The sequence below is a fragment of the Amygdalobacter nucleatus genome (genome assembly GCF_029167365.1).
GTDB lineage: Bacteria > Bacillota > Clostridia > Saccharofermentanales > Fastidiosipilaceae > Amygdalobacter > Amygdalobacter nucleatus.
This window is the reverse complement of sequence record NZ_JARFNM010000001.1, coordinates 1140337-1159594: the sequence shown is the minus strand read 5'-3', so window position 1 is coordinate 1159594 and position 19258 is coordinate 1140337. Positions and strand designations below refer to the sequence as shown.

The 19258-nt window shown below is 39.8% G+C and carries 16 protein-coding genes; all 16 read left to right on the top strand.

Going from position 1 to position 19258, the window contains the following annotated elements:
- Positions 1–84 precede the first annotated feature (84 nt).
- The gene (locus tag PYS62_RS05210) at positions 85–1833 is read left to right on the top strand and encodes a glycoside hydrolase family 13 protein (protein ID WP_066712583.1); all 1749 of its coding nucleotides are present in this window, start codon (positions 85–87) and stop codon (positions 1831–1833) included.
- 17 nt (positions 1834–1850) lie between these two features.
- Positions 1851–3050 (top strand): hypothetical protein, encoded by a 1200-nt coding sequence (locus tag PYS62_RS05205; RefSeq protein ID WP_066712581.1) that lies wholly within the window; start codon positions 1851–1853, stop codon positions 3048–3050.
- Between the two features lie 28 nt (positions 3051–3078).
- Positions 3079–4017, top strand: coding sequence for an HPr(Ser) kinase/phosphatase (hprK, locus tag PYS62_RS05200; protein WP_066712579.1), 939 nt, complete (start codon positions 3079–3081; stop codon positions 4015–4017).
- Positions 4018–4051: 34 nt separating this feature from the next.
- Entirely contained in the window at positions 4052–5182 is a 1131-nt protein-coding gene (gene murB / locus PYS62_RS05195) for a UDP-N-acetylmuramate dehydrogenase (RefSeq protein WP_066712575.1), read from the top strand.
- On the top strand, positions 5175–6272 hold the full coding sequence (whiA, locus tag PYS62_RS05190; protein WP_066712572.1) for a DNA-binding protein WhiA: 1098 nt from the start codon (positions 5175–5177) through the stop codon (positions 6270–6272). The genes murB and whiA overlap by 8 nt, the downstream gene beginning before the upstream one ends.
- On the top strand, positions 6273–6803 hold the full coding sequence (locus tag PYS62_RS05185) for a tRNA (cytidine(34)-2'-O)-methyltransferase (protein ID WP_315573909.1): 531 nt from the start codon (positions 6273–6275) through the stop codon (positions 6801–6803). It begins immediately after the preceding gene.
- Between the two features lie 55 nt (positions 6804–6858).
- Positions 6859–8136, top strand: coding sequence for a serine--tRNA ligase (gene serS / locus PYS62_RS05180; protein ID WP_066712570.1), 1278 nt, complete (start codon positions 6859–6861; stop codon positions 8134–8136).
- Positions 8137–8145: 9 nt separating this feature from the next.
- A complete protein-coding gene (locus tag PYS62_RS05175) occupies positions 8146–10965 on the top strand; it encodes a cation-translocating P-type ATPase (RefSeq protein ID WP_066712567.1) in 2820 nt (939 codons plus the stop codon).
- Between the two features lie 176 nt (positions 10966–11141).
- Positions 11142–11699: a TetR/AcrR family transcriptional regulator C-terminal domain-containing protein gene (locus tag PYS62_RS05170; RefSeq protein ID WP_066712565.1), complete on the top strand. Its 558-nt coding sequence runs from the start codon at positions 11142–11144 to the stop codon at positions 11697–11699.
- Positions 11700–11908: 209 nt separating this feature from the next.
- Positions 11909–13060 carry a lactaldehyde reductase gene (gene fucO / locus PYS62_RS05165; RefSeq protein ID WP_066712562.1) on the top strand — a complete coding sequence of 384 codons (1152 nt, stop codon included), beginning with the start codon at positions 11909–11911 and terminating at the stop codon, positions 13058–13060.
- 160 nt (positions 13061–13220) lie between these two features.
- Entirely contained in the window at positions 13221–13610 is a 390-nt protein-coding gene (gene mscL, locus PYS62_RS05160) for a large conductance mechanosensitive channel protein MscL (protein ID WP_066712560.1), read from the top strand.
- A 101-nt stretch (positions 13611–13711) separates the two neighbouring features.
- Positions 13712–14341 carry a histidine phosphatase family protein gene (locus tag PYS62_RS05155; protein WP_066712558.1) on the top strand — a complete coding sequence of 210 codons (630 nt, stop codon included), beginning with the start codon at positions 13712–13714 and terminating at the stop codon, positions 14339–14341.
- Complete coding sequence (locus PYS62_RS05150; protein ID WP_066712555.1) at positions 14335–14922, top strand: histidine phosphatase family protein; 588 nt, start codon at positions 14335–14337, stop codon at positions 14920–14922. The genes PYS62_RS05155 and PYS62_RS05150 overlap by 7 nt, the downstream gene beginning before the upstream one ends.
- A 2-nt stretch (positions 14923–14924) precedes the next feature.
- Positions 14925–15470, top strand: coding sequence for a CinA family protein (locus PYS62_RS05145; RefSeq protein ID WP_156422934.1), 546 nt, complete (start codon positions 14925–14927; stop codon positions 15468–15470).
- A gap of 56 nt (positions 15471–15526) precedes the next feature.
- Entirely contained in the window at positions 15527–17110 is a 1584-nt protein-coding gene (gene murJ, locus PYS62_RS05140; protein WP_066712549.1) for a murein biosynthesis integral membrane protein MurJ, read from the top strand.
- A 9-nt stretch (positions 17111–17119) separates the two neighbouring features.
- Positions 17120–19072, top strand: coding sequence for a phospholipase D-like domain-containing protein (locus PYS62_RS05135; protein ID WP_066712546.1), 1953 nt, complete (start codon positions 17120–17122; stop codon positions 19070–19072).
- Positions 19073–19258: the final 186 nt, after the last annotated feature.

The following is a 19258-nucleotide window of genomic DNA, read 5'->3' as shown; positions in this document are numbered from 1 at the left end:
TCTTTCTCAGTTGAGCCATGAGCGAGCTTTGGGGTAGAATAGCAGTAAATAGATTTTGTGCCTGATTAGTAGTGAGGTTTGAACATGATTAATCGTTGTGCCATTCTGCATAAGCCCTTATCTGAATATGCTTTTATGAACAGTGAAACGAGTTTAACGATTCGTTTGCGTGCTGCTTTAAATAATTTGCAAAAATGTACGTTGTATTATGCTGATCGTATGCAGCCAAGTGAGCCGCTTTTGTTTACGGCTGTACCTATGGAGCTAGCTCATTCTGACCTTTATTTTAGCTATTTTGAAGCTACTTTTGCTTCATTGCACAGACGTGTTTGCTATTATTTTTTGTTGGATTCTGGTGATGAGCAGCTAATTTTTTATGATGGCAATTTCTATAAAGAGTTAGCTACTGACAGGCGTGAACTTTATCAGTTCCCATATTTAAGACGTGAGGAAGTCAGTACAGTGCCTGAGTGGTTCAAGCATGCTGTTGTCTATAACATTTTCCCAGATAGCTTTGCAAGCTCCAAAGCTAATTTGCATGTCCAGGCTACAGAATTAGCTGATGAACGTACAGGTCAGGTCTTACATACTCGTTTGGGCGGCAACTTACGTGGCATAATCGAAAATATTGACTATATTAAATCGCTTGGCTTTAATTGCCTGTATTTAAATCCGATTTTTACAGCGGCCGAATATCATCGCTATGATTTACTTGATTATTTTCATGTTTCGCCAAATTTGGGCACAGATGCAGAGTTCAAGGAGCTAGTTGTAGCTTTGCATGCTAGAGATATGCATATCATCATCGACGGCGTGTTTAACCATAGTAGCTGGTATTTCTTTGCTTTTAATGATGTGGTGGAGAATGGCGAAAATTCGCGTTACAAAGATTGGTATTATGATTTGAAATTCCCAGTCAAACGACCTGAAAATGGTGAAAAGCCAAGCTATGCAAGCTTTGCCTATGAGCCTAAGATGCCTAAATTAAATACATCTAATCCTGAAGTTAGGGATTATTTCCTGCGTGTTTGTGTTTATTGGTTAGAAGAATTTGATGTTGATGGCTGGCGCTTGGATGTGGCCAATGAAGTAGATAAGGCTTTCTGGCAAGCTTTCAAAAATCGTGCAAGATCAGTCAAACAAGACGCTGTATTAATTGGTGAAATTTGGGAGAGTTCAGAGCGTTGGTTGCAGGGAGATATGTTTGATTCGGTTATGAATTATGCTTTCCGCAATCATTGCCGTGATTTCTTTGCCTTGGGCAAATTTAATCCAACTGAGTTTGATGCTAGAATTAGTCAAATGTTAATGCGTTATCCAACTGGTATCCAATTAGGCCAGCTGAATTTGTTGGATAGTCACGATGCACCACGCTTTTTGTCCTATTGTGACTTGGATTTAAGGAAATGGCGGCAGGCTGAGGCTTATATTTTCACAAGTCCAGGCGTACCATGTGTATTCTATGGCGACGAGTTAGGCGTTTCTGGCTATGAAGAGCTTGATTTCCGTAGGGCTATGCCTTGGCAGAATGTTTATTTTGATGAATGTGATTTTATCAAGCAATTAGCTGATTTACGTAAAGAACAAGTTGTGATTTATGGTAATTATCGAACACTTTTAGTCACAGATAACTTATATGCCTTTAAGCGTGAGTTAGGTGAGGAGAAGTTAGTTGTCATATTTAATCTGTCTGAAACGGAAATTGATTTACGGCAGTATCCAAAATTTGACAATTTGAATTTGCTTGATAAAGAGGCTACGTTGGCCAAAGCCTATGTGAAAGCAACAGCCCGATTAGGTGCTCGTGGCTTTGCTGCTTTTTTGCTAAAGTGAGAATGTGAGGCGAGAAAATGCAACTTAGTGTGAATGCTCAAGCGTTCAAACCAGCGTATCAGGCTTGCTTAATTTTACAAACAGCTGAAGCTAATTGTTTAGAGGAACTGTTAGAAAGCTTTGTTACGCCTGAGGTTTTAGCCAATAAATTGGCTAATTACAATTTTAATTATGTTCTAGCTGAGCTTTTAAAACGTTTAGATGAGAAGGAGCAGATTGCGTTATTAGCGTATGCCAACTTTGCTTTTTGGCCTAGGCAATATAGCTATTTAGTTATTAAGCAGCCTTTGTTGCTTAAATGTTTACTGGCAAATACTTGGCAGATGCCAATTGAAGAATACGTGAGTAAGGTAGCTGAATTTGATGACTTGATAAGTGATGCTAGACCGATCAAATTAGAGCACAATTTAAGCCAGCTCTCAGCTACGTTCAAACCTGAAACAAATGTCGCGGAACTTACAGATTTAGTTATGCAAGTTAAAAATGACGATATAGAAGCTTTAGATTTGCTCAATCTGCCGCTCATAACTTTAGAAGCGCAGGCTAATTACAATTGTCTACGTCTGCTGCAAAGTTTATATAATATAACTTCAACTTATTTGGCTGATGATAAGTTCTGGCCCACATTTGTGAATAGAGCTAGCATGGCTCAGGTTTGGCAAATTGTCATTGAGCAAGTGCCAGTTCTTTTACGCTTATTGCCACAGATTGATGCAATGAGTGATGAGATGAGCAGTTTGCTTGTTTCATTTACCAAGCATTCTGCAAATGCTTACTTACCAATATTAATTGAACTTGGTCAAGCTTTCTTAACGGAGCTTAATAAGGTGAATCAACCTAATATTTTAGCTACTGATGCAAAATTGTTGGTGCAATTTAATTTACTTTTTGCAGCTGATCAGGCTTTATTTGGAGCCAAAAAGGCAGCTTTGCAGACTTTCTATCAACAAAATTTGCAAGCCAAACCTGATGCAGAGCTTATAGTTAAGTTTAGACAACTATTTGTTCAGATATTTGATACTGTTTTAGCTAGGAATAGTGGTAACATATATCTAACTGAGTTTTTGCTTGAAGCTAATGATTTAGAGTTAGCGAAGCGTTTACAGCGTTATATTGCCGAGAGGTATAGCCAAGAGGAGCTACTTAAGCTCAGAGATGGGCAAAAAGAGTGGCTACGAGCTTTGGCATATTACAATTTGCAGTTTAAGCAAAAATAGGTAATTAACCAAAGGTTGGGAAAGTGGTATGGCAGTTTCAGTCAGCTTAAAACGGATTATTGATGAATTTAAATTGGAAGTTATCACGAGCTACACTGATTTAGATGATGTAGTGATTCAGGTAGCGGATGTAACTAGACCAGGCTTACAATTAACGGGCTTTTTTGACCATTTTGGTGCTAATCGCCTACAATTAATCGGCAATATGGAGATGGCTTATTTGGAGCAATGTGAGCCCAAAGAACGCTTAGTACGTTTGTCTAATTTGTTTGCAAGAGGTATTCCAGCCTTGATTGTCTCAAGAGATTTGGAAGTTGGCACGGAGATGTTGGTGGCTTCTAAGCGTTACAGCGTGCCGATTTTGCGTACTTCACAAGCGACAAGTGATTTTATCAGTGCTTTGATCAAATTCTTGAATTTAGAGTTGGCACCACATACAACTTTGCATGGCGTTTTGGTTGAGATTTATGGTGAAGGCATTTTGATTTTAGGTGAAAGTGGCGTTGGTAAGTCTGAGACGGCTATGGAAATTGTTAAGCGTGGACATCGTTTGATTGCAGATGATTTGGTTGAAGTTAGACGTGTCAGTGATACAACTTTAGTTGGCCAGGCCCCCGAGATGATCAGGCACCTCATTGAGATTCGCGGCTTAGGTATCATGGACGTTAAGGAGTTGTACGGTGTTTCATCTGTTAAGATGCAAGATTCAATCAACTTCGTGATTAATTTGGAGCTTTGGGACGAGAATAAAGTCTATGAACGTTTGGGCACACAAGAGGAATACACAGATATTTTGGGTATTAAAGTGCCATCTATCACTATTCCAGTGCGTCCAGGTCGTAACTTGGCAATTATTGCCGAAGTGGCAGCCATCAACTTTAGACAAAAGCAGATGGGTTACAATGCTGCTGAAGCATTGCTTGAACGTTTGTTTGGTAACACAGAAGATAAAACGGTTTTAATTTAAACTAAGCTTTAGTTTGTGATTTTAGGAGAATGATATGGAGTTATTTGCGCAAGAGATAGCGGCATTAGAGGCGACAAAAGAACGACAAGCAAAGTATATGCAAGCTACGCAAAGTAAAGAGTGGTCAGACTTTTTGCTTACATTCCCTAATATTCGTAAAAATGTACGCCTGAATGATTATTGCAATTTTGCAGTTGGCGGTTTGGCCAAATTATTTTTAGAAATTACTTCAGAAGCTGAATTGGTGCACTTGTTTTGCTATTTGCAAGCACATAAATTAGAGCTACCATTGGCTATAATTGGTCAAGGCTGCAATTTGTTAGTGGCTGATGCAGGTGTTTCAGCTTTGGTTTTATATTTAGGCCCCAAATTTTCACGTGTGGCTCTACAAGCTGATTACAATACATGGGATTATCCTTATATCGAGGAAGCTTTACGCCAAAAAAGACAAGCGCAAGCTGATTTTTCTGAGACAGATTTAGCGAATTATTGCTTAGTACACGCACAAGCTGGCCAAACTTTGAAAGAGCTGGTTAGACAGTTAGCTGCTAAGTCCTATACAGGTTTAGAGTTTGCTTGTGGTATTCCAGGCACTTTAGGTGGAACTACTTACATGAATGCTGGAGCTTACGGCGGTTCTGTGAGTGATTGTATTGTCGGAGTACGCTATTTAGCTAAAACTGGTGACATAGTGGAAATTCGCCCAAGTTACATGGAATTGGCATATCGCTCTAGTTATTTTATGCGCAAAGAAATGCAAGGTGCTGTGATTTTAGGCGTTAGCTATTTACTCAAACGCGGCGATAAAGCAGACATAGATGCCAAAATAGCTGAATTGACAGAAAAGCGTTGTACGATGCAACCTTTGGATTTGCCAAGTGCTGGTTCGATTTTTAAGCGGCCAGTGCCATTTTATGCTGGCAAGCTGATCAGTGACGCTAATTTGAAGGGTTACAGGATTGGCGGAGCAGAAGTTTCAACTATACATGCAGGCTTTATTGTGAATATCAGTCGTATGTGTACAGCGAAGGATGTCTGCAAGGTAATTCACCATGTACAAACTGTGATTAAAGCTCAAAATGATGTGTTACTTGAGACGGAAGTGCGCTATTTTGGTGATTTTACAGCTGCTGATTTTGCAGACTGTGAGGTAGAGCATGTCTAATTCAGAGCAAGCTACCAATTTTAGTTTTTCGCAAGCGACTAAACAAGAAATTTGTCAGGCTATGCAGGCTAGATTAACTGAACAAGCCTTAGCTTTCAGTGAGTTTGAAAAGCAAAATTTGTACAATCGTATACAAAGTCAGTTTAGTTATGGCAGTCGCTCTAAGCATCATGGCGATGATATTGGCTATGCGGATCATTTTGTATTGTTTATTATCCTTTTAGCTCAGGCTGTGTATACGACTTTTTCAATCCGTATCTGTGTTAGAGAATCTGGCTTACAAACGGTACTTTCGCTTTTGCTTGAACAGGTATTTAACATTAAGCCAGAGATTAAGACTAATAAAAGCAGCGTGACATTTTTGATTCGGCGTGGCAAGGAAAGACGCAGAATTCTTGATTTTTTGACGAGTTATTTCAGTTTTCAAACCGAAACAGGTCAATTTAAGTTTTACAGCAAAAACTTGGAATTAGACGAGAAACGCTCAATTTTGCAAGGCTTATTTTTGGCAAGTGCCTCTTTGGCAGATCCTAGTTTGACGTACCAATTGGAATTTATTTGTCAGCATCCTTGTATTTATGATTTGCTGAAAGAGATTTTGACCGATTTAAAATTCATCAATCCTAATGCTAAGCGGCCAAGACGGCCGAGTGCAGCTAAAGCTGAGATAGTTCAAGCTAAGGCAAGGACGAAACATAAATTAGTATTGAGAACGGGTGATAAGATCAGTGAGTTCTTGCTATTTATCGGTGCGCAGCAAAAATTGCTTGATTTTGAAAATGTGCGAGTTGAGCGCCAGGTGCGTGGCGAGGTTAATCGTGTAGTTAATTGTGATAACTATAATTTGAGTAAGACTGTTAACACTGCTTTCAGTCAAGTCGAAGCTATTAAGTTAGTTAAAGCCTCCAAACTGTGGGATAAATTACCATCTGACTTACAAACTGTGGCTGATCTCCGCTTAGAAAATCCTGAATGTTCTTTGCAGGAGTTGACTAATTTGTCCGCTAAACAATTTACACGCAATGGTTTATATTATCGGATGCGTAAGCTGCAGAAATTAGCTAAAGATTTAAGTGATAATGCAAATTAAATGAAAGTGAATAAAGATATGGCATGTAGTTTAGAAATTGCCTTATTGGAACCAGAAATTCCAGGCAATACTGGAAATATTGCGCGAACTTGTGTCGCTTTGGGTGCGAAATTGCACTTGGTAGGTAAGTTAGGCTTTAAAATCGATGACAAGCGAATTAAACGTTCAGGCCTAGACTATTGGTTCGATTTGGATTTGACGTTATGGGATCATTTGGATGATTTGTTTCATGATTTTTTGGAGCGTTATCCAGATGGTGGTATTTATTACACTTCTTCCAAAGCAAAAATTTGCTATACAGAAGTTAATTATCCCGATCATACCTTGTTTTTGTTTGGCCGTGAGACACATGGCTTGCCAGAATCTCTACTTTTAGCTCATCCTGAAAGAAGTTTGCGTATGCCCATGTTGCCAGAAGCACGTTGCTTGAATTTGTCCAATGCTGCAGCAATTGCAGCTTATGAATTTATGCGCCAAAAGAACTTCCCAGGCTTGTTGAAAGTTGGCGAAGTCACGGGGCGTGGTGACTAATTTAGAAGCAATTCTGTTATAATGAGGTGTAATTCTGACGTGAAAAGGAGCAGATATGTTAGACATTCAGTTGATTCGCAAGAATAGCGATTTAGTTCGAGAAAAATTAGCAAAAAAAGGTTGCAATGTTGATTTTAGCGAGTTTATAGAGCTTGATCAGAAGAGAAGAAGTTTGATTCAACAGACTGAGGAGTTGAAGGCTTTACGTAACAAAGTTTCAGCTGAAATTCCTATGTTGAAAAAAGAGGGCAAGGACATCAGCACACGTTTAGCTGATATGAAAAAAGTAGCTGAGCAAATTAAAGACTTAGATAGTGAATTAGCTACAATTAATGAGAAACAGGCAATATTTTTACAAGCTTTACCGAATTTGCCAGATGATGACTTGCTGCCAGGCGGCAAAGAGAACAATAAGGTGCTTTCTGTCTATGGCGAAAAGCCACAATTTGATTTTAAGCCTTTGCATCATGTTGATATTGCTGAGAAGTTAGGCTTGATCGACTACAATCGCGGTGCCAAGATGGCCGGTTCTGGATTCTGGGTATATACAGGCGATGGTGCGATGTTGGAATGGGCTTTGTTGAATTACTTTGTTGACCAACACCTCAAAGATGGTTATCAGATGATTTTGCCACCACACATGTTGAACTATGCAAGTGGTTATACAGCTGGTCAATTCCCTAAATTTGTCGAGGATGTTTACTGGTTAGATCACGAGAATGAGCATAACAGCTTCATGTTGCCAACTGCTGAAACAGCTTTGGTCAATATGTATCGTGATGAAATTTTGGATGAGAAAGAATTACCTAAGCGTTTCTTTGCTTACACACCTTGTTATAGACGTGAAGCTGGTAGCTATCGTGCTGAAGAGCGTGGCATGATTCGTGGTCATCAATTTAACAAGATTGAAATGTTCCAATACACAACTAAGACTGGTTCAGACGCAGCTTTCGAAGAGTTAGTTAAGAAAGCTTGCAGGTTGTTGGAAGGTTTAGGCTTGCATTATCGTTTGAGTAAGTTGGCAGCTGGAGATTGCAGCGCTTCCATGGCTAGGACTTATGATATTGAGATTTGGATCCCTTCCATGAATGATTACAAGGAAGTTTCTTCAGTATCCAATGCTAGAGATTATCAGGCTCGTCGTGGCAATATGCGTTATCGTGATAGTCAAACTGGCAAGATTGAATTTGTACATACATTAAATGGCTCTGGCTTGGCTACAAGCCGTGTCTTCCCAGCTATTTTGGAACAATATCAGACCAAAGATGGCAAAGTTCGTGTGCCAGAATCATTGCAACCATACATGCATGGTAAAACAATTTTAGGTCAATAAGGGAGATTTATGATAGAGCAAACGAAAGAAAAGCCAGAACAACAGAAACTTGACAAAAGGCAATTTTATCAAGCCTCTGTTGAGACTCTGATCACCGATTTAGAAACTGATGAGAAATTAGGCTTAACTGAAACTGTTGCTAAACAGCGTTTAGAGAAAGTTGGCTATAACAAATTAAAAGAAGTTGAGAAAGAGCCATTCTGGCACAAAATATTGGCTCAATTTGAAGACTTTACAGTTATCATTCTGATTGTTGCAGCTATTATTTCTGGTTTCACAGGTGATGCTTTAGAAGCTTTGATCATCATTGCAATTGTTATCGTCAATGCAATTTTGGGCGTTGTGCAAGAGGGTAGAGCCGAAAAAGCTGTCGAAGCTTTACAGAAAATGACAACTAGTGAAGCTAAGGTTATTCGTGACGGCAAGTTAAAGCAGATCAATGCTGAGCTTCTAGTGCCAGGTGATATTGTGCAACTTGAAGCAGGTGACGTTGTACCAGCTGATTTGAGATTGCTTACAAGTTCCAACTTAAAAGTTGAGGAAGCTGCTTTGACAGGTGAGTCTGTACCAGTTGAAAAGAATGCTGAATTTGAGGCACAGGGCGAATTACAATTAGGTGATCGCAAGAACATGTTGTTCTCAACAACTGCTGTTACTTATGGTCAAGCTAAGGCTATGGTTGTCGCTAGCGGCGAAGATACTGAGATTGGCTTCATTGCAGATCGTTTGGCCAATATTGAAGAACAGATGACACCTTTACAAGTTGGCATTAACCAATTGGGTAAAGTCCTTGGTGTGGCTTGCATCGTTATCACGATTATTACCTTCTTAGTTGGCTTGTTGCAAGGCGGTGAGCCGTTTAACTTGTTTATGACGGCTGTTTCCTTGGCTGTAGCTGCTATTCCTGAAGGCTTGCCAGCTGTTGTTACTATCGTTCTTGCTTTGGGTATGAACAGAATGGCTAAGCATAATGCTATTGTTAAACGTTTGCTAGCTGTTGAAACATTAGGTTCAGTCAATGTCATTTGTTCTGATAAGACAGGTACTTTGACTCAGAATGCGATGACAGTTACCCATGTTTATACAGATAGTGAATTGTACACAGTGAGTGGTACAGGTTATGATCCAGTGGGTGAAATTAAGTCTGCAAGTGGTGAAGTAGTAACAACTGATAATAAGTCCAAGAATTTTGCTCGCTTGTTAGAAATAGCCACATTGTGTAATGAAGCTGCACTTGATGAAGCTGATGGTACATATAAAGTCATTGGCGATCCAACAGAGGGTGCTTTGTTGACTCTGAGTGGTAAGTTAGCTTATAGCAAAGCAGATTTACAAGCTAAGTATGAATATGTAGCTAGTTTGCCATTTGATTCCAACCGTAAGATGATGTCAGTTTTCTATAATGGCATTGCAGGTTCATGCTTGTCGTTGACAAAGGGCGCACCAGATATTGTTTTGTCTCATTGCCAATTTGAATTGACAAAATCAGGTCTTGTTGAGTTGACAGAAGCTAGACGCGCTGAAATTTTAACTAATAACTCTAACTTGGCTAAGCAAGCTTTGCGTGTCTTGGCTTATGCTTACAAAGAAAGTTCTGAAACTGATTTTTCAGCTGAAAATGGCATGATTTTCGTTGGCTTAACAGGTATGATTGACCCTGCTCGTCCTGAAGCTAAGGCAGCAATTGCTGTTTGTAAGCAGGCTGGTATCAAGGTCAAGATGATCACTGGCGATTACAAAGATACAGCCGTAGCTATTGCCCATGATTTGGGCTTGATGCAAGCTGATGATGCTGTTTTGACTGGTCAAGAGCTTAGTCAGATGAGCGATGATGAGTTAAGTCAAAGAGTTAATCAGACAGCTGTTTATGCCCGTGTTTCACCTGAACATAAGGTGAAAATTGTCGAAGCTTTGCGTAAGCAAGATGCTATCTGTGCTATGACTGGTGATGGTGTTAACGATGCACCGGCTTTGAAACAAGCTGATATTGGTGTGGCTATGGGTATCACTGGTACTGAGGTTGCTAAGGGTGCCGCTAGCATGATTTTGACAGACGACAATTTTGCTACGATTGTTAATGCAGTAGAAGAGGGCCGTATCATTTACGCAAATATTCGTAAGTTCGTTGGCTTCCTCCTTTCCTGCAACATCGGTGAGATTTTGGTCATTTTCTTGAGCATCATGATTTTGGGCCCAGAGATGATTCCATTGGAGCCAATTCAGTTGTTGTGGTTGAACTTGGTAACTGACTCATTCCCAGCTTTGGCTTTAGGTCAAGAGTTTGGCGAACGCGACATTATGTTAGCTCCGCCGCGTTCCCGTAATGCTAAGATCCTTGATAAAGAGATGACTTGGTCAATTGTGGTACAAGCTACAGCTATCTTTATCTGTGTCTTCTTGGGCTTTACATACGGCAGATACATTTATCCTGATTTCATTATCAGTAATGGTATTAAGGATGTCGCTGACTTCTTTAGTCCTTTAGGCTTGCCAGGCCATATGCCTTCAGCTGGTGCCCGCACGATGGCCTTTACGACTTTGATTTGTGCTGAGCTATTGAGAGCTTATAGCTGCCGTTCAGAACACTTCTCTGTCTTTAGTATCGGCTTCTTTAGTAACAAGGTCATGAACCGTTCGGTTCTTTTATCTATGTTCTTGTTATTAGTTGTCCTTTACGTGCCATTCCTAGATCCAGTATTTGATACAGTTGCTTTAACTCTGGTTGACTGGGTTGTGGTAATTGTCTTAAGTGCAATACCATTTGTAGCTGGCGAGATTTTCAAATTGTTGTATCATCACGATACACGTAAAAAAGTTAAGAGCAAATAAACTACCTTAACAAATAAACAGCACCTGCAGGAAACATAATTTTCTCGCAGGTGCTTTTTTATACCTAATGTATGTTGGGTGTATTTCTCTTTTGCTTGTGTTATGATCATACTAGATTTGGTTGTTTATCGAGCCTAAGGTATTGAGATTCGGAATATTAAAGATGGGAGTTTGTCATGAACAAGGCAACAGATATTAAGTATCGTTTGGCTGCAGCGTTGAAAGAATGTATGGCCAGTACAAGTTTTGATGATATTACTGTTAAGCAAATAGCGGCTACTTGTGCTGTTTCCCGCCAAACCTTTTATCGTAATTTCGCTGATAAGTATGAATTGGTTAATTGGTATTTTGATCGTTTGTTGACAGCCTCCTTCCAAGTTATGCGTGAGGGGAAGACTGTTAAGGAGGGCTTAGTTAGGAAATTTGCCTTTATCCGTCAGGAAGCTATTTTCTTTGCAGCTGCCTTTCGCGTCGATGAGCAAAATTGTTTGAAAGAGCACGATTTTCAAATGATTCTGGACTTTTACACTTCGATTCTAACTAGGGAGCAAGTTTTAAGTAATAACGATTTGCTTTTGTTGGAGATGTATTGTTATGCATCTGTATATATGACCGTTAAGTGGCTGTTAGCTGGAATGAAGATGAGCGATAGTGATTTAGCCGATTTAATGATAGCTGCTTTACCAGAAACTTTAGTTAAGCTTTTCCAAACTGGTAATTTGTTAGGTGTCTAGTTTGTTATAAATTTAAATTGATAAACTGCACAGCTTGCTCAATTTATCAATTGAATTATGTGCGCTTTAGAGAAAATTTCAGGATAATTGCAATTTTGTGACGAATTGGCAAAAGTGTAACTTATATTTTGCGGTAACGCTTGTTATGATACAGGCATATCAGATGAGCTTATTAAATTAACGGGATAGCTCATTGTAGGAGGGTTTTTATGGTTCACAAAATTACACTTAATGCTACTTCTTATCATGGCGCGGGTGCCATTCAAGAAATTATGACAGAGATTAAGCAACATGGCTTTAAGAAGGCTTTCGTTTGCACTGATCATGATTTGGTGAAATTCAAAGTTGCTACTAAAGTAACAGATTTACTTGATGCTGCTAAATTCCCATATGAAGTTTACACAGATATTAAAGCTAACCCAACAGTTGAGAACGTACAGAGCGGTGTAGCTGCTTTCAAAGCAAGTCAAGCTGATTTCATCTTGGCTATCGGTGGTGGTTCATCCATGGATACAGCTAAGGCTATTGCTATCATTATCACAAACCCAGAGTTTGCTGATGTTCGCTCTTTGGAAGGTTTGTCACCAACTAAGAATCCTTGCGCACCTATCATTGCTGTTCCAACTACAGCTGGTACTGCTGCTGAAGTTACAATTAACTATGTTATTACTGATGTCCAAAAGGCACGTAAGTTCGTTTGCGTTGACCCACATGATATGCCAATCGTGGCTGTAGTTGATCCTGAGATGATGGCTTCAATGCCTCGTAACTTGGCTGTTGCAACAGGTATGGATGCTATGACACATGCTATCGAAGGCTATACAACCAAGGCTGCTTGGGAAATGACAGATATGTTCCATCTCGAAGCTATTCGTTTGTTGTCCAACAATTTCCGCAAGGCTGCTGATGGCGACATGGAAGCTAAGGCTGGTATGGCTTTAGGCCAATATATCGCTGGTATGGGCTTCTCCAACGTCGGTTTGGGTATTGCTCACTCAATGGCACACACATTGTCAGCTCACTATGACACACCACACGGTATTGCTTGCGCTCTCTTCTTGCCAATTGCTATGGAGTTCAATAGCGAATATACAGGCGAGCGTTTGAGAGAAGTTGCTCGTGCTTTGGGTGTTGAGGGTGTTGATGAGATGACTCAAGCTGAGTATCGTCAAGCTGCTATCAATGCTGTTAAGAAATTGGAAGCTGATTTGGGCGTACCTACAACTTTGGACAAGATCAAAGAGGAAGACTTGGAGCAATTGGCAACAGATGCCTTGAACGATGCTTGCTATCCAGGTAACCCGCGTTCAGCTACTAAGGAGCAAGTAATTGCTATGTTTAGAAAGCTCATGGTTAAATAAGATTTAAGCATGTTAAATTTGAAAAAAGGCAGCCGTAAGGTTGCCTTTTTTAGCTTTTATCGCCCTAATTAGTTACCGAAAACAAGAAAAATATTAAAAATATGCTATGATTAATGTATAAAAAATATTTAACAGTAGGTTTTAATTTTTAGGGGGAACTATGGGAAAATTTAAGAGTTTACTAGAAGAATTTAAGGCGTTTATCGCACGCGGAAATGTGATAGATTTGGCAGTAGGTGTTATCATTGGTTCTGCTTTCTCTAATATTGTTAAGGCTTTAGTTGATTGCGTTATGATGCCAATCATCGGTATTATTTTAGGCGGTATCGACTTTTCTAACCTTTCATTCAACATCGGTAACACACCGATCTTGATCGGAACATTTTTCCAAGCCGTCTTCAATTTCTTAATCATTGCAGTTGTCATCTTTAGTTTTGTTAAAATTATCAGTTTGGCAAAACATAAGCAAAAAGAAGAAGCACCAGCTGTACCTGAAACACCAGCTGACATTAAGTTGCTCACAGAAATTCGTGACCTCTTGAAGAAGTAAAGCTATTTAGGCTGTTGATAGTGGACTTGCTAGCAGAGATGCCCAGCAAGTCCATTTTTTCTGCTATCATTGACAGAAGACTGATTGAGTGGAGATAGAACATGACTTTAGTTTATTTATTGGTGCCAGTTGAAACAGAGTTTGACGAACGGGGCAAAATTCAGGGCCGTTCTGATGCTAAATTGGCTAAGACGGCGGAAGCACCTATTCCTAGCTTGAAACATATTTTACAGACTTTAGACTTGAAAACAGCCTATATTTCACCACAGGAGCGGGCAATTTATACTTCTGAGTTAGCTAACTTAACAATCAAAGCCGAAATTAACAATTTAATGGATTGGGATTTTGGCGTCTTTGAAGCACAACGCAATTTTCTATTACCCAAATTACCAGCTGATGATTATGGGGACTTTTTTAAGCGTTATGGCTATGGCGGTGAAACAGCCAGTGAAGTTAATCAGCGCTTAGAGAAAGCTATCTTTGCCGTAAAAAAAGAAGCTCAAGCCGACAAATTGCTTCTAATTAGCGGTCAACACGCAATATATAACTTTTATTTGCAGCATACAGACGAAGCTAAGCGTAATTTGCGAAAGGCTGATTTTGAGCCTTGTTCTTTGCATGCTTTTACAGTTACCGATGATAAGATAACGTATAACCAATCTTATTTTTGCACATTAGCACCTGAACAGCTAAATGCTGTTCCTAACGAAAGTGAGTATGTACAATGGTAAAACATCTATATTTAGTTAGGCATGGCCAAACTCAATTCAATAAGTTAAAGATTATTCAAGGCTCTTGTGATGCAAAATTAACAGAACTTGGGCTTAAACAGGCTAAACAAGCTGGAATTTATCTCAAGCAGCAAGGCATTAAGTTCGATAAAATTTATTGTTCACGGGCTTTAAGAGCTCGGCAAACTTTGGAGACGATGATCGACCAACCTTACACTTATCTAACTGGCCTAAAAGAATGGGATTTTGGTGTGTTCGAGGGTGAGGGAGAGTGTTTGCAAGATCCGAAAATTTTCTATCGCTTGCCAAAAGACACATATGCCTTGTTTGGGGGCGAAAGTTATGCTGAATTTGAAAAACGGGTACTGACAACTATTGCAGAAATTGCTAAAACTGAAGCTGAGAACATCTTAATTGTCGCCCATGGCTGCGTCAATTTAGCTTTTTATCAAGCCTGTCAATTCAAAGAAGGAACAAATGCAGAGTTTCTGAACTGTGCTATACAAGTTTATCGCTATGAAAATGGTAACTTTATCTATGAACGTAGCATTGTACCGAGCAGAGAAGTAGGTGATTGTTAATTATGGTAAGTGAACTTAACGTCGATATGCTGATTATTAAATTGGCAGAATATAGTCAAAAGTTAGCTTCTATTTTGACGGAACGTGAATTAAAAATTGTAACGGCTGAATCTTTAACAGCTGGTATGCTAGCTTCCCATTTAGCCGATGTTGCAGGGGCCAGTGCCTATTTATTAGGCGCATATGTTTGTTATTTAGATGAGATGAAGCAACAGTTACTAAACGTAGATAGTGAAGTTTTGGCTAAAGACGGAGCTGTGTCTGCTAATTGTGTGCGCGAAATGGCGACAAACAGTTTAAGGCAAGTCCAAGCGGCTGATATAGCGATTGCAGTGAGCGGCTTTGCCGGCCCTGAGAATGCAAACTGGTCTGAGAAAGAACCATGTGGCACCGTCTATATGGCTATTACAAGACGTGACAAAGATACAGGTGAGATTAATGTCAGAACTTATAAAGAATTGTTCGTGCCAGAGCGTAACAAAGTGCGTTTAGCCGTTTGTGTTTGGGCAATGGAGGAGCTCTTGGCAATCTTAGCTAAATGCGCTTAAAGTTCAGACTTATTTAGTGCTATGATTGAGACAGATATTTAGTTCAGGTAAATGTGATGCAAAGTAGTGAGCAATTAAAGAAAAATTCATTCAAAAAAGCGGCTTTAGTCGTTATTGTCGGTTTGCTTTTGAGCAAGGTTACGGGCCAGGTGCGCGAGGTGCTCTATGGCGTGGTATTACAAAAACCTGAATTAACGGATGCCTATGTCCAAGGTTTCCTCATTCCGGATTTAATATATGATTTACTGATTGGTGGCTCTATTCAAGCAGCGTTGATTCCAACCTTGGCCAAAGCCTTAGGCACGCAAGATGAGCGTAAGACTTGGCGTGATGTCAGCACCTTTATTAGCTTTTTCAGCTTATTGATGTTATTGGCTGTGCTCATCTTAGAAGTGGCCGCTTATCCAATTTTAGCTTTGATCAGTAAGACAACTAATTTGAGCTTGACCGTGCAAGTTGCAAGGCGTTTGTTCCCGCAAACTTTCTTCATGATGGGTGCAGCGCTGACAATTGGCATTCTCAACGCCCACAAATTATTCACGCGCACGGCTTTAGGACCAGCTCTTTATAACTCGTTGGTTTGCGTGAGCTTGATTGTGTTAGGACGGGCCAATGAGCAGGCTTTGTTACATGTAGCGGTGGGCATAAGCTTGAGTGCCTTTGTTTACTTTATTTGGCAGCTTTTATTAGCAAGACAGCTGTTACCGAATATTAAATTTAATTGCCAATTTAATAGACCTGGCTTCAGACATTTACTGTTGTTAGCTTTGCCAACGATGCTTTCAGCTTCAATTGCGCAATTCAGTAATATCTTTTTGCAAGCTTATACCAAAGCTATGCCAGCTGGTAGTGCGACAGCGCTTAGGTATGCGACAACTGTCTGGATGTTGCCTTATGGCGTGTTCACGGTAGCTATCGGCCAAGTTATGCTTCCATCTTTAGCCACTTATATTGGCCAAAATAATCAAGTAAAAGCAGGGGAAATGTTGAATAAAGCCTTGCGCTTAGTGTTGTTATTTGCCTTGCCTTCGGCATTGATCTTTTTCAGCTTACGCCAAGAGATTGTGGTTGGTATTTTCTGGTGGAAGAATCAGTTACCTAAATTTGCAACAGGCGATTTAGCCAATTACTATGAGATTTTGAAGTCGGCGGCTGGCATCTTGACTTTCTATGCGCCAGTAATTGTTTGCCAATCAATTATCTATATTTATAACTATGCTTTCTATGCCCACAGTATTACAGTGGTGCCGCTTCTGAATGCTTTGATTTCGTTGCTATTGACTTTAGGTCTAGGCTACTTTGCCGCTCAAACAGGGCAAGTAGCTGGCTTGTCGTTGGCTTTCTTGTTGGCAAGCGCTTTGATTGCTTGCATTTTACAGGGCATTTACCATCACAAGTTCAAGCAGGAAAAATTGCGTAAATTTGCTTTCTTCTTGTGGCAGAACTGGGTAGCTTTGATGGCATTAACTGTATATTTAGTTTTAGATCATTATTATTTAGCTCCATTAATGTTTAGGCATAAATTAGTTAATTTAGCCTATCTAGGCGCGCGTGGCCTTGTGGCTTATGCAACTTATTATTTGTTTGCATTTTTGGTTGGGGTCAATGAGCTTAGGAACATTAAACAGCTTTGGCATTAGGAGTTAGGCATGAGTGAAAAGCTTTATGAACAAACTAGAAAAGAGAACAAGAAAGTAAGTAAGAGTTTTATAGCTAGGGTGCAGTCGAGGCGAATCTATTGGTTCCTGAGCTTGCTTTGCATGCAATTTGTTTTGTTTGTGTTGCTCTTTTACACCGTGCAGACGAATATTTTTAATTTCGTCAGTATAGCTAGTTTTGTGTCCTTTGTTGCTTTTGCCTGGTTTATTATGGTGCAACACATTACGACAGCTTCCAAATTTTGTTGGCTGTTAGGAGCTGCGCTTGCGCCTTTATTCACATGGCTTTTCTATCTGTTTATTAATGGCAGCTTTATGCAAAAACGCACTTTGTTAGCACGCACTTTTAGTAAGGAGCAAATTTTCGTTAAGTATTTCACTATGCGGGGCCGGCGCTTGATGGCAGAGTGGAAATCTTTGTTACAAGCACAGGGCTTAGCCAATTTTTATAATATTGCTGCGCTTATCTTTCGCCACAGTGGAAGCCGCATTTATCCGAATCAGAAGGTCAAATATTATAGTTTAGGCGATTATGCTTGGCCTGATATGAAAGCAGCGCTTTTACAAGCTAAGAAGCATATCTGTATTGAGTTCTATATTATTAAAAATGGTCAGATGCTTGACGAGCTTTTGGAGATTTTGTCGGCTAAATTGCAAGCTGGTGTTGAGGTCTATTTCTTATACGATGGTGCTTGTGATTTGTTGTTGAATTTCGATTTAGCGCAAACATTAAGAAATGCTGGGGCTAAAACAGCTGTTTTCATGCCGATTAATGGCCAGCTTACGATGGATCATAACCATCGTGATCATCGCAAGCTGTTAATTGTCGATGGTGAGATAGCTTTTACTGGCGGCTTAAATATTGCTGATGAATACATCAACCAAGCCGCACCTTATGGCCATTGGAAAGATGCGGCAATTCGGGTGGAGGGTGAAGCTGCGATGCGTATGCAGGCTTTCTTCTTAGCTAATTTCACAGCTAGTTATAACCCTGACAAAGAAGATGATTTGGACTTAGCAAGTTTGTTGAATCCAGAAGCAGCGGCCTTTAACTTGAGTCAGCGTGATTTAGAATTACCACTTAATGTGCAAGCTTATGATGTAACGTTGCTTAAGAAAAAGCCCAATAAGGCTAGTCAGGCGCGGAATAAGTTACGTCAGACTTGGCAATTAGCCAAAGCCAAAGTCAAACGGAAAGCTAAAGCTGAGACAGAGAATTTAACTGATGATAAGCTTAATAGTCAAAAGCCGTTAAGTAAGCTTTCGACCAAAAATTTGGATCGGCAGAACGACTTGCCCTGGTCGCAGCATGAATTGGCTATTGAACAAGGCGGCGTAGGGCATGATTTGGTTACAGTGCAGTCTATGCCTGAGGATTTTTCACCGAATAATCTACGTAATTTGCTTATTCCTTATGCTGATGCGCCCAGTGTTATGAACTCTATTTCTGAAAACGTGTTTTTGCAGTCTATATATGTGGCAAAAGCACAAATAAAGATTATGACGCCTTATTTGATCTTGAGTGATGAGTTGTTGAGGGCGTTGACAGTAGCTACTACAAGAGGCGTAAAGATTGAGATTTATTTACCATCTATTGCCGATAAACGCATTATGCAGATTTTGGCTAGATCGATTTATCCGCAACTTCTACAAGCTGGCATCATGCTCTATGAATACTTGCCTGGTTTCATTCATTCCAAAGTGATGCTGATTGATGATTGTCTCTCAATCGTTGGTACGGTTAATTTGGATTATCGTAGTATGTATTTGAATTTTGAAAATGCGGTGCTTGTTTATGACCGTAAGCTGGCCAAAGATATTCTCCTGGATTTTCAGGCAACACGGCCGAAATGTCGTAAGATAAATTTGGCATTTTGTCAGAATCTGCCACTCAAAGATAAGCTTTTGGGCGTTGCTTTAAGGCCACTTGGACCGTTATTGTAAATTAATTGAAAAAATCAAGCTTTAAAATTACCGTAACGGCAAATTTATCAGATATAATCATTTAAGAAAAGTAAGAAAGTTGACAAGCTATGAAATTACATAGACAATTCTTGAGACAGACAGACAGACAGACAGACAGACAGACAGACAGACAGACAGACTAATACTGCCTGTTTTTACTTAGAA

Coding starts and splice junctions, on each gene's coding strand:
- PYS62_RS05210 (WP_066712583.1), top strand. CDS start 85: ATGATTAATCGTTGTGCCATTCTGCATAAGCCCTTATCTGAATATGCT.
- PYS62_RS05205 (WP_066712581.1), top strand. CDS start 1,851: ATGCAACTTAGTGTGAATGCTCAAGCGTTCAAACCAGCGTATCAGGCT.
- hprK (WP_066712579.1), top strand. CDS start 3,079: ATGGCAGTTTCAGTCAGCTTAAAACGGATTATTGATGAATTTAAATTG.
- murB (WP_066712575.1), top strand. CDS start 4,052: ATGGAGTTATTTGCGCAAGAGATAGCGGCATTAGAGGCGACAAAAGAA.
- whiA (WP_066712572.1), top strand. CDS start 5,175: ATGTCTAATTCAGAGCAAGCTACCAATTTTAGTTTTTCGCAAGCGACT.
- PYS62_RS05185 (WP_315573909.1), top strand. CDS start 6,273: ATGAAAGTGAATAAAGATATGGCATGTAGTTTAGAAATTGCCTTATTG.
- serS (WP_066712570.1), top strand. CDS start 6,859: ATGTTAGACATTCAGTTGATTCGCAAGAATAGCGATTTAGTTCGAGAA.
- PYS62_RS05175 (WP_066712567.1), top strand. CDS start 8,146: ATGATAGAGCAAACGAAAGAAAAGCCAGAACAACAGAAACTTGACAAA.
- PYS62_RS05170 (WP_066712565.1), top strand. CDS start 11,142: ATGAACAAGGCAACAGATATTAAGTATCGTTTGGCTGCAGCGTTGAAA.
- fucO (WP_066712562.1), top strand. CDS start 11,909: ATGGTTCACAAAATTACACTTAATGCTACTTCTTATCATGGCGCGGGT.
- mscL (WP_066712560.1), top strand. CDS start 13,221: ATGGGAAAATTTAAGAGTTTACTAGAAGAATTTAAGGCGTTTATCGCA.
- PYS62_RS05155 (WP_066712558.1), top strand. CDS start 13,712: ATGACTTTAGTTTATTTATTGGTGCCAGTTGAAACAGAGTTTGACGAA.
- PYS62_RS05150 (WP_066712555.1), top strand. CDS start 14,335: ATGGTAAAACATCTATATTTAGTTAGGCATGGCCAAACTCAATTCAAT.
- PYS62_RS05145 (WP_156422934.1), top strand. CDS start 14,925: ATGGTAAGTGAACTTAACGTCGATATGCTGATTATTAAATTGGCAGAA.
- murJ (WP_066712549.1), top strand. CDS start 15,527: ATGCAAAGTAGTGAGCAATTAAAGAAAAATTCATTCAAAAAAGCGGCT.
- PYS62_RS05135 (WP_066712546.1), top strand. CDS start 17,120: ATGAGTGAAAAGCTTTATGAACAAACTAGAAAAGAGAACAAGAAAGTA.